General features: G+C 60.3%; 11 protein-coding genes. 9 read left to right on the forward strand and 2 right to left on the reverse strand.

Annotated elements, in window-relative coordinates:
* Positions 1–33: 33 nt before the first annotated feature.
* Positions 34–1,095, reverse strand: a complete 1,062-nt coding sequence (locus I3J13_RS14640; protein WP_196379241.1) for an LLM class flavin-dependent oxidoreductase — start codon at positions 1,093–1,095, stop codon at positions 34–36.
* A 220-nt stretch (positions 1,096–1,315) separates the two neighbouring features.
* Between I3J13_RS14640 and I3J13_RS14645 the strand changes: the two genes are divergently transcribed.
* The 5 genes from I3J13_RS14645 (at position 1,316) to I3J13_RS14665 (ending at position 8,263) form a co-directional block, all read left to right on the forward strand.
* Positions 1,316–2,092, forward strand: a complete 777-nt coding sequence (locus I3J13_RS14645) for a 3-hydroxybutyrate dehydrogenase (RefSeq protein WP_003524233.1) — start codon at positions 1,316–1,318, stop codon at positions 2,090–2,092.
* A 138-nt stretch (positions 2,093–2,230) separates the two neighbouring features.
* Entirely contained in the window at positions 2,231–3,700 is a 1,470-nt protein-coding gene (gene xdhA, locus I3J13_RS14650) for a xanthine dehydrogenase small subunit (protein ID WP_196379242.1), read from the forward strand.
* Positions 3,701–3,897: 197 nt separating this feature from the next.
* A complete protein-coding gene (gene xdhB / locus I3J13_RS14655; protein ID WP_196379243.1) occupies positions 3,898–6,237 on the forward strand; it encodes a xanthine dehydrogenase molybdopterin binding subunit in 2,340 nt (779 codons plus the stop codon).
* Between the two features lie 10 nt (positions 6,238–6,247).
* Complete coding sequence (gene xdhC, locus I3J13_RS14660; protein WP_196379244.1) at positions 6,248–7,096, forward strand: xanthine dehydrogenase accessory protein XdhC; 849 nt, start codon at positions 6,248–6,250, stop codon at positions 7,094–7,096.
* 237 nt (positions 7,097–7,333) lie between these two features.
* Positions 7,334–8,263: a LysR substrate-binding domain-containing protein gene (locus I3J13_RS14665; RefSeq protein WP_020810938.1), complete on the forward strand. Its 930-nt coding sequence runs from the start codon at positions 7,334–7,336 to the stop codon at positions 8,261–8,263.
* Here I3J13_RS14665 and I3J13_RS14670 read toward each other — a convergent pair.
* Positions 8,239–8,577: a hypothetical protein gene (locus tag I3J13_RS14670; protein ID WP_162936601.1), complete on the reverse strand. Its 339-nt coding sequence runs from the start codon at positions 8,575–8,577 to the stop codon at positions 8,239–8,241. The genes I3J13_RS14665 and I3J13_RS14670 overlap by 25 nt on opposite strands.
* Positions 8,578–9,083: 506 nt before the next feature.
* Between I3J13_RS14670 and puuD the strand changes: the two genes are divergently transcribed.
* The 4 genes from puuD to I3J13_RS14690 all read left to right on the forward strand — a co-directional run bounded on the left by puuD (position 9,084) and on the right by I3J13_RS14690 (position 13,889).
* Complete coding sequence (puuD, locus tag I3J13_RS14675) at positions 9,084–10,346, forward strand: urate hydroxylase PuuD (protein ID WP_080835594.1); 1,263 nt, start codon at positions 9,084–9,086, stop codon at positions 10,344–10,346.
* Positions 10,343–11,653, forward strand: a complete 1,311-nt coding sequence (guaD, locus tag I3J13_RS14680; RefSeq protein WP_196379245.1) for a guanine deaminase — start codon at positions 10,343–10,345, stop codon at positions 11,651–11,653. Before puuD ends, guaD begins: the two co-directional genes overlap by 4 nt.
* Positions 11,654–11,956: 303 nt before the next feature.
* Positions 11,957–12,676 (forward strand): sulfite exporter TauE/SafE family protein, encoded by a 720-nt coding sequence (locus tag I3J13_RS14685; RefSeq protein WP_196379248.1) that lies wholly within the window; start codon positions 11,957–11,959, stop codon positions 12,674–12,676.
* Positions 12,677–12,755: 79 nt separating this feature from the next.
* Positions 12,756–13,889, forward strand: coding sequence for an alpha-hydroxy acid oxidase (locus tag I3J13_RS14690; RefSeq protein WP_196379246.1), 1,134 nt, complete (start codon positions 12,756–12,758; stop codon positions 13,887–13,889).
* Positions 13,890–14,065 lie beyond the last annotated feature (176 nt).

Here is a 14,065-nt window from a genome sequence, read left to right on the forward strand (position 1 = left end):
TGGCGGGTCTCAAAACGCCCGCCTTGGCAATCATTAGGCCGTGGCTTTCACCGGATCGGCGCTCCCCGTCAATTCTTTTCTGACGATAGGGGCGACTTTCGTACCATAAAGCTCGATGCCGCGCATGATCTGATCGTGCGGCATCAGGCCGATGGCCATCTGCAGCAGGAAGCGGTCATTCCTGAACACGCCATGCGCTTTGATGATCTTTTCCGCCACCAGCTCCGGCTCACCGAGGAAGAGATTGCCCTCCGGCCCGCGTGCGGCGTCGAAATGCGCGCGGTTCGTCGGCCCCCAGCCACGCTCGCGGCCGATGCGGTTCATCACCTCCGCCTGCGGTCCGTAAAACTGGTCCGCCGCCTTGTCGGTGGTGTCGGCAATGAAGCCGTGCACATTGATGCTGGTGCGCAGCTTGGTCTTTTCCTGCCCGGCGCGGCGCGCAGCCTCATGATAGAGATCGAACAGCGGCGCAAAGCGGCGATATTCACCACCGATGATGGCAAGCGCCACCGGCAGACCCATGGCGCCTGCCCGCGCCACCGATTGCGGCGTGCCACCGACGGCGATCCAGACCGGCAGGCGCTCCTGCAGGGGCCGCGGATAAACGCCGCGCCCGTGAATGGCGGGGTGCTTGGTGCCGGACCAGGTGACGATTTCCTGCTCCCGCAGCGCCAAAAGCAGATCGAGCTTTTCGGCGAAGAGCACGTCGTAATCCTCAAGATCGTAACCGAACAGCGGATAGGATTCGATGAAGGACCCGCGCCCGGCCATGATCTCGGCGCGGCCGTTCGAGAGAAGATCGACGGTCGAAAACTGCTGGAACACCCGCACCGGATCGTCCGAACTCAGCACCGAAACGGCGCTCGTCAGGCGGATATTCTTCGTCTTCACCGCCCCCGCCGCGAGAACGGTGGAGGGCGAGGAGACGACATAATCCGGACGGTGATGCTCGCCGAGGCCAAAGACATCGAGCCCGACCTGATCGGCAAGCTCGATCTCTTCGATAAGCTCCCGCAGCCGGCGCGCGCCTTCCGGCCCACGGCCATCGGCGGGGTTGGGATTGACATCCGCGAATGTGTAAAGACCGAGTTCCATAGATGATACCTCTGTTTGCTTGCCTCAGAGATAGGGACGGAAGCCCCCGCAGGCAAATGCAGAATCTGGCGCAAAATCTGGATGCTTAGCTTCGAAAAAATGGATGGGCGCGGCCTGTTTCACCGCGCAACCGAGCTCCCCCGAAATGGCGATTGCCAGCCCGCCCCCTTTGGGCATACCTTGCTTAAACATGTGCGAAGTAATGCAAAAAGGGGAAAGCATGCATCGGACAGTTATCGTGACGGGCTCTACAAGCGGTATCGGCCTTGCGATTGCGCAGCGATTTGCGCGGGAGGGCGCCAATATTGTGCTGAACGGTTTCGGCGATGAGGACGAGATCGAAAAATTGCGCCTTTTGCTGGAAGCGGAAAGCGGCGGGCGCGTGCTTTATCACCCCGCGGATATGACGAAACCGGACGAGATCGCCGATCTCATTCAATCCTCGCACGAAAAACTCGGCTCGGTGGATGTGCTCGTCAACAATGCCGGGATCCAGCATATCGCGCCCATCGAGGAATTTCCGCCGGAGAAATGGGACTGGATCATCGCCATCAATCTGACCAGTTCCTTCCATACCATGCGGGCTGCGATACCGCTGATGAAGAAGGCCGGAAAAGGCCGTATCATCAACATCGCATCCGCCCACGGTCTCGTCGCCTCGCCGTTCAAATCGGCCTATGTGGCGGCCAAGCACGGCATCATGGGCCTGACGAAGACGGCGGCGCTCGAGCTTGCCCAGACCGGGGTTACCGTCAACGCCATCTGTCCCGGTTATGTGCTCACACCGCTCGTTGAAAAGCAGATACCGGAAATGGCGAAGGTGCGCGGCATCAGCGAAGAGGCGGTGAAGAACGACGTGATGCTGGAACTGCAGGCGACCAAGCAGTTCGTCACCGTCGATGACGTGGCCGCCGCCGCACTGTTTCTGGCAAGCGATGCCGCAAGCAACATCACCGGCACCCATATTTCCGTGGATGGCGGCTGGACGGCGCAATAATTGCCGAAATTTATTTCCGTTTTGGAAGCAATGAATTGCCAAAACGGAAATCGATATACGCCTGCGGGCGTGCATATGATGCGCAGGGACAATGACAAGAAACCGGCTCGGCAGCCGGTCAAAAAAGCAGGGCATTGCATGAACGACGCGATCAGCTTCATCCTCAACAGCGAAACCATCTCGCTGAAGGATTTCGGACCGACAGACACGCTTCTCGATTATCTCCGCATCAGCAAGCGGTTGACCGGGACCAAGGAAGGCTGCGCCGAAGGCGATTGCGGCGCCTGCACGGTGCTGGTCGGGCGGCTGCTGGACGGTTCGCTGCGTTATGAGAGCGTCAATGCCTGCATCCGCTTTTTAGGCTCGCTGCACGGCACCCATATCGTGACGGTCGAGCATCTGGCCGCCCGCGACGGTACGCTTCACCCCGTGCAGCAGGCGATGGTGGATTTCCACGGTTCACAATGCGGTTTCTGCACGCCGGGCTTCATCATGTCGCTTTACGGCCTCTGGCTTTCCAGTGAAAACCCCGGCCGCGCCGACATCGAAAAGGCGCTGCAAGGCAATCTCTGTCGATGCACGGGTTATGAGCCGATCGTGCGCGCCGCCGAAAAGATCGCCGCTGCCCGCCCGAGCGCGCTCTTCGACCCGCTGCAACGCGACCGCACGGATATCATGGCAAGGCTCTGGGCCATTCGCGCCAACGAGACGATCACCGTTACCCACGGCGAGGACCGCACAATCATTCCAGCGACACTGGCCGAGCTGACCGAGATTTACGCTGCTGAGCCGAAAGCGACCATCGTGGCCGGCTCCACCGATGTCGGTCTGTGGGTGACGAAGCAGATGCGGGCACTGAACCCGGTGATCTTCATCAACAATCTCGGGGATTTGCAAACCATCGCCGTGGATGAAGAGGGCGTGACACTCGGCGCCGGCGTCACCTACAGCCAGGCCTTCAAGACCATTGCAGACCATTTTCCGCCGCTTGCCCGGCTGTTCGACCGCCTCGGCGGCGAGCAGGTGCGCAATATGGGCACCATCGGCGGCAATATCGCCAACGGCTCCCCCATCGGCGACACGCCGCCGGCGCTGATCGCGCTCGGGGCGACGCTGACCTTGCGATCCTCCTCCGGTAACCGCAGCCTGCCGCTGGAAAGCTATTTCATCGATTACGGCAAACAGGACCGGCTGAGCGGCGAATTCGTCGAAAAGCTCTTCATTCCGTTCCGGAAGCCGGAAAGCCTCTACGCCGTCTACAAGATTTCCAAACGGCGCGACGAGGATATTTCCGCGCTCTGCGGCGCTTTCAACCTGACGCTCGATGCCGATGACACGGTCGAAGACATCCGCATCGCCTTCGGTGGCATGGCCGGTACGCCCAAACGCGCCGCGCATCTGGAGGCGGCGCTTCTCGGCAAGCCCTGGCGCCAAGAAACGATCGATGCGGCGCGCGATGTGCTGGACGAGGATTTCACCCCGCTGACCGACTGGCGCGCGACTGCCGAATATCGGCAACTGACGGCCAAGAACCTGCTGACGCGATTTTTCCTCGAGACTTCGGGGCAAAAGCAGGAACTCAGCCGTTTCTCGCTTCAGGAGGCGTGATGATGGCGATGGCGGCACCCGCACCCTCCCTCATTCCTGTGCTTGTCACAGGAATCCAGCCAGCCCAAGTCCTTGGGCTGGAAAGTCTCTCTCACCGCGCAGACGCGCGTCGGCTGGATTCCTGTGACAAGCACAGGAATGAGGATGGGTTATCGTTTCTACACACCGATTCTGACTGCGAAGGAGAGGCTTGAACCATGGACACCACAAGCTTCGACAAGACCAAGACCGAAATCGACGGCCCGATGCACGCTTCGCTCCGGCACGATTCCGCCCATAAGCATGTGACCGGCAGCGCCGAATATATCGACGATATTCCCGAACCCGCCGGACTGATCCATGGCGCGCTCGGCCTTTCCGACCGGGCGCATGCCGAAATCGTTTCGATGGACCTCTCGGAAGTGGAAAAAACACCCGGCGTGCTCTGGGTCATGGTTGCCAAGGACGTGCCCGGCGAAAACGACATTTCTTCCGGCGGCCGTCACGACGAACCGCTGCTTGCCGAGACCAAGGTGGAATTCCACGGCCAGCCGATCTTCGCGGTTTTCGCCGAAACCCGCGATATCGCCAGAAAGGCGGCCCGCAAGGCAAAGGTCACCTATAAGGACCTGCCGCATTTCACCGATATCGACACGGCGATTGAGAATGGTGGCGCGCTGGTCATCGATCCGATGACGCTTAAGCGCGGCGATGCCAAGCTGGAAATGGATGTCGCACCGCGCCGCCTCACCGGCACCATGCGGATCGGCGGGCAGGAACACTTTTATCTCGAAAGCCACATCGCCATGGCCGTGCCGGGCGAGGATGACGAGGTAACGCTGTGGAGCTCCACCCAGCATCCGAGCGAAATCCAGCACATTGTCAGCCATATGCTGCAGGTGCCATCCAATGCCGTCACGGTGCAGGTGCGCCGCATGGGCGGCGGTTTCGGCGGCAAGGAAACGCAGGGCAACCAGTTCGCGGCCCTCTGCGCCATCGCCGCCAAGAAGCTGAATCGGGCCGTGAAAATCCGCCCGGACCGCGACGAGGACATGACGGCAACTGGCAAACGCCACGATTTCCGCGTCGATTACGAACTTGGCTTCGATGAAGAAGGCCGCATCCACGCCGTCGACGCCACCTATGCCGCCCGCTGCGGCTTTTCCTCCGATCTCTCCGGCCCGGTCACGGATCGCGCGCTGTTCCATGCGGATTCCAGCTATTTCTATCCGCATGTGCACCTCACCTCGCGGCCGCTGAAAACCCACACCGTCTCCAACACCGCCTTTCGCGGTTTCGGCGGCCCGCAGGGCATGCTGGGCGCGGAACGTTTCATCGAGGAAATCGCCTATGCCGTCGGCAAGGACCCGCTCGATATCCGCAAGCTGAATTTCTACGGCGAGACCGGCTCGGGACGCACCACGACGCCCTATCATCAGGAGGTCGAGGACAACATCATCGCCCGCATCGTCGAGGAGCTGGAAACCTCCAGCGACTATCGCGCGCGACGCGAGGCGATCATCGAGTTCAACAAAACGAGCCCGATCATCCGCAAGGGCATCGCGCTCACCCCCGTCAAATTCGGCATCTCCTTCACCATGACCGCCTTCAATCAGGCGGGCGCGCTGGTGCATATCTACAATGACGGCTCCATCCACCTGAACCATGGCGGCACCGAAATGGGCCAGGGCCTTTACACCAAGGTGGCGCAGGTGGTGGCCGATGCCTTCCAGGTGGATATCAGCCGGGTGAAGATAACGGCAACGACCACCGGCAAGGTGCCGAACACCTCGGCCACCGCCGCCTCCTCCGGCACCGACCTCAACGGTATGGCGGCCTATGATGCCGCCCGTCAAATCCGCGAGCGGCTGGTCAAATTCGCCGCCGAGAACTGGAACGTGCCGGAAGAAGAAGTCGTCTTCCTGCCGAACCGGGTGCGCATCGGCCTCGAGGAAATCGCCTTCAACGATTTCATCAAAAAGGCCTATTTCGCCCGCGTGCAGCTTTCCGCCGCCGGTTTTTACAAGACGCCGAAAATCCACTGGGACCGCGCCGCCGGCCGTGGCACGCCGTTTTATTATTTCGCCTACGGCGCGGCCTGCTCGGAAGTGTCGATCGATACGCTCACTGGCGAATACCTGATGGAACGCACCGATATCCTCCACGATGTCGGCAAGTCGCTGAACCCGGCCATTGATATCGGCCAGGTAGAAGGCGCCTTCGTGCAGGGCATGGGCTGGCTGACGACCGAGGAATTATGGTGGGACGGCAAGGGGCGGTTGCGCACCCATGCGCCCTCCACCTACAAGATCCCGCTCGCCTCCGACCGGCCGAAGAGTTTCAACGTCAGGCTGGCGGAATGGGCGGAAAATGCCGAACCCACCATCGGCCGCTCAAAGGCCGTGGGCGAACCGCCCTTCATGCTGGCGATCTCGGTTCTCGAAGCCCTCTCCATGGCCGTCGCCTCCGTCGCCGATTACAAGGTCTGCCCGCGCCTCGATGCGCCGGCAACGCCCGAACGGGTTCTGATGGCGGTGGAACGGCTGAAGAAGGTGTGAGGGGAGACCCATGACTTCCCTCACCAGCTTCCTCACGCAATATCCAGCCACGATCCTCGTGGAAATCGAGGCCGTGAAAGGGTCCTCCCCGCGTGAGGCAGGAACCTTCATGCTGGTCTCGCAAGACGGCCTGTGGCAAACCATTGGCGGCGGGCAGTTCGAATATATGGCCATAGACCACGCCCGGGCGATGCTGCGGAGCGGTTCTACCGAAGACCGCATGGATATTCCGCTTGGCCCGGAAATCGGCCAGTGCTGCGGCGGCCGCACCCTGCTCCGGTTCCGGCTGATAACTTCGGAAATCGCGGCAGCGCTGGAGGCGAGACTAAAGGGCGAGGCCGAGCAGCAGCCGGCCGTCTTCATTTTCGGGGCGGGCCACGTTGGCAAGGCGCTGGCCGAGGCGCTGTCGCTGCTGCCCCTGACGCTGACAGTGGTGGAAACCCGGGAAAACGAGCTGCACGATCTTCCAGTGAACATCGCATCCGTGCTGACCCCCATGCCGGAGGCGCTCGTCGCGAAAATTCCTGCAAACGGGGCTGCCATCATCGTCACCCACGATCACGCGCTCGATTTCCTCATAGCCAAGGAAGCGCTTGCCCGCGACGATCTCGCCTATGTCGGCATGATCGGTTCAAAGACCAAACGCGCCACCTTCTCCCATTGGCTGGAGCGGGAGGGCGAACCGCCTTCCCGCCTTGCAAAACTCACTCTGCCCATCGGTGGCAACAGCGTCAGGGACAAGCGCCCCGCCGTCATAGCGGCCCTTGTGGCAGCCGAGTTGTTGCAAGCATTTTCCGCTGCCGAAATCCGTCGCAGCGAAAATCGACACGGCCATCCTCAAGGCCAAGATCACGCCTGAGCCCGTCGGGCAGGCTTTCATCCGCCAGATTGTCCGGCGCAATGCTTTCAAGGGTAAACCGTTCCGCTGTCCGCAGGCCCGCACGCAGGCGGGACCACGCGCGCAAGAGTGCTGTGCGCATGTTCGTCTCCATTCAAAAATGTCAGAAGCTCAGTTGATGAATTGAGCTAAAAATGCTCTGTTTTCCGGAGAAAAACCAATGAAACCTTCGGCAATTGGCATAAAGAGAACTTATCCATGAAAATGTCACGCCAGTTTCCCCTGAACGCCCTGCGGGTGTTCGAAGCTGCCGCAAGGCATCTGAGCTTCACCAAGGCCGGCGAAGAGCTGGGCATGACCCAGACGGCAGTGAGCTATCAGGTGAAACTGCTGGAGGAGAATATCGGCGAGCCGCTCTTCATCAGAAAGGCGCGGCAGGTCTCGCTGACGGAGGCCGGGCAGAAACTCGCGCCGAAAGTCGCGGAAGCCTTCAACAATCTGCGGGAGGCCGTGGACAATGTGCGTGACACGTCCGACGCGACCCTGACAATCCATTCCACCGCTACCTTCGCATCGCGCTGGCTTTCGCGGCATCTGGGTGCTTTCCAGCTCGAACATCCCTCGATTGCCGTGCGGCTCGACACATCAAGCGCTTTGATCGATTTTTCCCAGTCCGATTGCGATGTCGCCATTCGCTGGAGCAAAGATAACGGCAAAGGGCTGATCTATCATCAACTGCTGCGTGGCGTTTATACGCCGATGCTGCATCCGGGCCTTGCCGAAAGCATCGGCGGATTGCACAAACCAGAAGACCTGCTGCGCCTGCGCATCATCGATCCCGGCGATATCTGGTGGAGCCAATGGTTTCGGGAAGTGGGTGTTGAAAATCCCGGCCTCGACCGTTATCCCCGCAGCCGCCTCAATGTGCAGGCCTTCGAAGCCGCCGCCGCAATCGCCAGCCAGGGGGTGGCCATGCTCACCCCTGAACTCTATGCCGATGAGATTGCGCTCGGCCGCCTTTATCAACCCTTCGAGCACCTCAGCAGCGAAGGCAAGAACTATTGGCTGGTCTACCCCGAAAACCGCAGGAACATTCGCAAGATCAGGCTGTTCCGCGACTGGATATTGAAGCGGATCGAGGAAAGCCGGCCGCAGCAACTGCCTCAAAACCCCATGTCCGGCGCATAAAAACAGCGTGGCGTGTCCTCATCCGGAAACAGGCAGAGATGATATTCGCCATCCTCGGATCGTCTGGCCTCGCGCTGCGACCAGTTGAAGACGTGGCGTCGCGTGACCATGCGGTGATCGCCGGGTGCGAGCGAGACCTCGTAACCGTCAGGCGTGACACGAACACTGCGCGTGGGAATCATCTGGCAGTCGCCGGTTTCGGCGTCGCCATTGCAGCAATAGCTTTCATATTTGAACCCCTTGTGGGATTCATGGGCAAGCGCGGTGGCGCTGAACGCCAAAAGCAGGAAGAGGACCGTCAGAACAAGGCGCATCGGCATGGTCTCCGTTGAAACAACGGCGGCTGCCGGAAGATCATTGCGTCCCTTTATTCAAATTTCACATCAACACCCACCCGGACACAACGGCGCCGGGAACTGCGATACCTGCCCCCTGATCTGCCCCCACCCAGGGTTCGCAGCGCCCGCTTTCGGAAGAACCGCCAGCGAAACATGTCATGGAAGCCCTGCGCATCGGCGTAAAACCGGAATGGATTTCCGGTAAGGCGCCCCGCAGGACTCCGCAGCCTTATATTTTAGCACATTGGCAGACTGCACAAAGGATAATAGCTGAGTCGCGTTAGCCAGCTAAGCACAAACTATGCGACAGGAATGAGCGGCTGCAACTTTACCGGGCCAACCCACATACACGGGTGAACTGAAACGAGATTGCGGACACAAAGGCGTCAGATTGTGAACAATCACCTCCTGCCCTCTGCTTTTCCCTTTCCTAAAGGTCAAATTTCTCGCAAGGTGCGCTGCACAAGGATCAGGGGAACCGCATGTACGAATACGCCATTGCGTGGGAATGGATGGCCTTTGCCGTCCGCTGGCTCCACGTCATCACCGCCATCGCCTGGATCGGCTCATCCTTTTATTTCATCGCGCTCGATCTCGGGCTGGTCAAACGGCCTCATCTGCCGCCGGGGGCCTATGGCGAGGAATGGCAGGTGCATGGCGGCGGTTTTTACCACATCCAGAAATATCTGGTCGCGCCTGCCCAGATGCCCGAGCACCTGACATGGTTCAAATGGGAAAGCTATGTCACCTGGCTGTCCGGCTTCGCCATGCTCTGCATCGTTTATTATGGCGGCGCCGATCTCTTCCTCATCGACCATTCGGTGCTGGCGCTCACCCAGTTCCAGGCCATCTGTCTGTCGCTCGCCTCGCTTGCCATCGGCTGGCTGTTTTACGATTTCCTCTGCAAATCGCCGCTCGGCAACAATACCTGGGGCCTGATGATCGTGCTCTATGTCGCGCTGGTGGCGATGGCGTGGGGTTATACGCAGGTTTTCACCGGCCGCGCAGCCTTCCTGCATCTCGGTGCATTCACCGCCACCATCATGTCGGCGAATGTGTTTTTCATCATCATCCCCAACCAGAAGATCGTCGTTGCCGACCTGATCGCCGGGCGCACGCCGGACCCGAAATATGGCCGCATCGCCAAACAGCGCTCGCTGCACAACAACTATCTGACGCTGCCCGTCATCTTCTTTATGCTGTCGAACCATTATCCGCTGGCCTTTGCCACGCAGTTCAACTGGATCATCGCCGCACTCGTCTTCCTGATGGGCGTCACCATCCGCCACTGGTTCAACACCACCCATGCCCGCAAGGGCAAGCCGACATGGACCTGGCTGCTGACCGCCCTCATCTTCATCGTCATCATGTGGCTTTCCACCGTGCCGAAGGTGCTGACCGGCGAAGAAGAACAGAAGGCAGCGACGCTTTCGCCGATGCAGCAGCAATTCGTCGCCGACGCCCATTTCGCCAAAGCGCGCGATGTGGTTCAGGGCCGCTGTTCCATGTGCCATGCGGCCGAGCCGGTGTGGGAAGGCGTGCCCTTCACGCCGAAATCGGTGAAGCTCGAAACCGACGAGCAGATCGCCGCCCATGCGCGCGAAATCTATTTGCAAGCCGGCCGCAGCCATGCCATGCCTCCCGGCAACATCACCGCCATCACCCCGGATGAGCGCAAGGTGCTGACCGCCTGGTACGAAAGCGCGGTTTCCGGGGCCGGAAAAGCCGAAGGAAAGACTGAATGAGCATGGTTCTGCTGCGTGGCCGCCTGCTGAGCTTCCGCCGCGCGCCGCTCGCAATCGACGATACGCAAAGCTATCTTTACATTGAGGATGGTGGCCTGCTGATCGAAGACGGCAAGATCGCCGCCATTGGCGACTACGCCGATATCCGCAAGCAAGCCCCCGAAGACATCGAGGAAAAGGATCACCGGCCGCATCTCATCGTGCCGGGCCTCATCGACATGCACCTGCATTTCCCGCAGATGCAGGTCATCGGCTCCTATGCCGCCAATCTGCTGGAATGGCTGAATACCTATACTTTCCCGGAGGAATGCCGTTTCGTCGAAAGCGCCCATGCCCAGCGCATCGCCACGCATTTTTACGACGAGCTGCTGCGCCACGGCACAACAACCGCCGCTGCCTATTGCTCGGTGCACAAGACCTCCGCCGACGCCTTCTTCACTGAGGCCATGAGGCGCAACATGCTGATGGTGGGCGGCAAGGTGATGATGGACCGCAACGCCCCGCAGGGCCTGCTGGACACGCCGGAAACCTCCTATGACGAGACGCGTCAGGTCATCGCCGACTGGCACGGCAAGGGCCGCAACCACGTGGCCATCACCCCCCGCTTCGCCATCACCTCCACCCCGAAGCAGATGGAAGCCGCACAGGCGCTGGCGCAGGAATTCCCCGATCTCTTCATCCAGACGCATCTTTCGGAAAATTTGGACGAGATCAAATATACCTGCGAGCTTTACCCCGAAGCGACCGACTATACCGATATCTATGTGCGCTACGGCCTGATGGGCAACAAGACCCTGCTCGGCCACGCCATCCACCTCTCCGAGCGCGAGGCGGACGTGCTCTCGGAAACCGGCGCGGTGGCCGTGCATTGCCCCACCTCAAACCTCTTCATCGGCTCCGGCCTCTTCCCGATGAAAAAGCTGCAACGGCGCGAAAAGCCTGTTCGTATCGCCGTCGCCACCGATATCGGCGGCGGATCGAGCTACTCCATGCTGCGCACCATGGACGAGGCCTACAAGATTCAGCAATTGCTGGGCGAGCGCCTCAACCCGCTGGAAAGCTGGTATCTGATGACCCGCGGCAATGCCGAGGCCCTTTCCATGGTCGACCGCATCGGCACGCTGGAGGCCGGCACGGACGCGGACATCACGGTGCTGAACGCTTCCTCGACACCCGCCATGGCGCTGAAGATGGAAGTAGTGAACAGCCTGACGGAAGAACTCTTCCTGATGCTGACCATGGGCGACGACCGCACGGTGGTGGAAACCTATGTGGCCGGCAGGGCGATGAAGAGCACGCTTGCATAGTTCGGCTGCGGCCGAAACATTTGCTCATGGCCTCATGTATCAGTGGCCTATCAAATCGAGCGGGTGCCGCTTGTTTCTTCTCCCCGCCGGGGAGAAGTCCGCGGCAGCGGGATGAGGGGGCCAGCTCTCGATTTATCACCGACGTTGCCCCCTCATCCGACCCTTCGGGCCACCTTCTCCCCGGCGGGGAGAAGAAACCGTGTCGCACCCGCTCGCTTCAAATGACTGGCTGGCATCACCCGGCCGAAATGCGAATGACCTCTGGAGTGCCCGGTGCCGAACTTAGACACAACCACCCTGCTCATGATCCTCGCGACCTTCATCGTTGCCGGCATCGTCAAGGGCGTGACCGGCATGGGGCTGCCCACTGTCGCCATGGGCGTGCTCGGCCTCTTCATGCCCCCGGTCATTGCCGCAGGGCTGCTCATCCTGCCCTCCTTCATCACCAACATCTGGCAATTGCTGGCGGGGTCTGATTTTCGGGCCATCGTGAAGCGGCTGTGGCCGATGATGATCGCCATCGCGGTCGGCACACTCATCGGCATCCGGCTGATGACGGCGGGCACCGGCGTCTGGACCACCTCGGCACTCGGCCTGTGCCTTGCGGCTTACGCAGCCTACAGCCTGCTTGCCAGACCGGTCTCGATTCCGGCAAGGCTGGAACCAAAACTCTCTCCCGTCATGGGACTGATAACGGGCTTTTTGACCGGCGGCACCGGAATTTTTGTCGTGCCCGCCGTGCCCTATATCCAGTCGCTCGGTTTCAACCGCGACGATCTCGTGCAGGCGCTCGGCCTTTCCTTCACCGTTTCGACCATTGCACTTGCCGCCGGCCTTACCTCGCAAGGCGCCTTCCGCGTCGAGCATCTGTCGCTTTCCGCACTCGCCGTGTTGCCCGCGCTTCTCGGCATGTGGCTCGGCCAGAAGATTCGTAACATCGTCAGCCCGGCAACATTCCGGCGCTGGTTCCTCATCTGCCTGCTTTTATTGGGAGCCGAGCTGTTTTTGCGGGCTTTCTGGTGATCAACCCAGTCGATTTTGATGTTGCAACCGTCCCATTCATGTTATGTGAAGCCATCATTCAAATGTGAAGGCTTTATCCATGGGCAAAATCCTGACCATAGCTGACCTGAAGCAACAGGCTCAGCGCCGCGTGCCAAAAATGTTTTTCGACTACGCCGATAGCGGCGCATGGACGGAAGGCACCTACCGCGCCAATGAGGATGATTTTTCCAAGATAAAGCTGCGCCAGCGCGTGCTGGTGGATATGACCGACCGGTCGCTGGCCACAGAAATGGTCGGCGAGAAAGTTTCGATGCCGGTGGCGCTCTCCCCCACCGGACTGACCGGCATGCAACACGCCGATGGCGAAATGCTTGCCGCAAAAGCAGCCGAAGAATTCGGCGTGCCTTTCACGCTTTCCACCATGAGCATCTGCTCCATCGAGGATGTCGCCTCCGTCACCTCGAAACCCTTCTGGTTCCAGCTCTACGTGATGAAGGACCGGGACTTCGTCAACAATCTCATCGACCGAGCGAAGGCCGCCGGCTGCTCGGCACTGGTGCTGACGCTCGACCTGCAAATTCTTGGCCAACGCCACAAGGATCTGCGCAACGGCCTCTCCGCACCGCCGAAATTCACCCCGAAACATATCTGGCAGATGGCGACCCGGCCGAAATGGTGCATGGACATGGCTCGCACCAAGCGCCGCAGCTTCGGCAACATCGTCGGCCACGCCAAAAATGTCTCCGACCTCTCCTCGCTCTCCTCCTGGACAGCAGAACAGTTCGATCCGCGCCTGTCGTGGAAGGATGTCGAATGGATAAAGGAACGCTGGGGCGGCAAGCTTATCCTCAAGGGCATCCTTGACGAGGAAGATGCCCGCGCCTCGCTCGATACCGGCGCCGATGCCATCATCGTCTCCAACCATGGCGGCCGCCAGCTCGACGGCGCGCACTCCTCCATCGCCATGTTGCCGAAGATCGTCGATGCAGTTGGTGACAAGGTCGAGGTGCATATGGATGGCGGCATCCGCTCCGGTCAGGACGTGCTGAAGGCCGTGGCGCTTGGCGCCAAAGGCACCTATATCGGCCGCCCCTTCCTCTATGGCCTCGGTGCCGATGGCAAGCAGGGCGTGACGACGGCGCTCGAGATCATCCGCAAGGAGATGGATGTCAGCATGGCGCTTTGCGGCAAGCGGCTGATTACGGATGTGGATCCCAGCGTTCTGGCGTGATGGTGACAAGGCAGAAGGCGCTCCGGAAATGCAGGAGCCGCATTCTCTGCCGTCATGCCGGACTTGTGTGGACTTATTGTGGTTTACTTGATGCATAGGCCGGGATGCGCATCCCGGCCTATGCAGGCAGGTGGCCGTATTTCCGGACTGGTTTACGCAGCCGAGATCAAGCAAGG

The sequence above is a fragment of the Agrobacterium leguminum genome, assembly GCF_015704895.1.
Lineage (GTDB): Bacteria > Pseudomonadota > Alphaproteobacteria > Rhizobiales > Rhizobiaceae > Agrobacterium > Agrobacterium leguminum.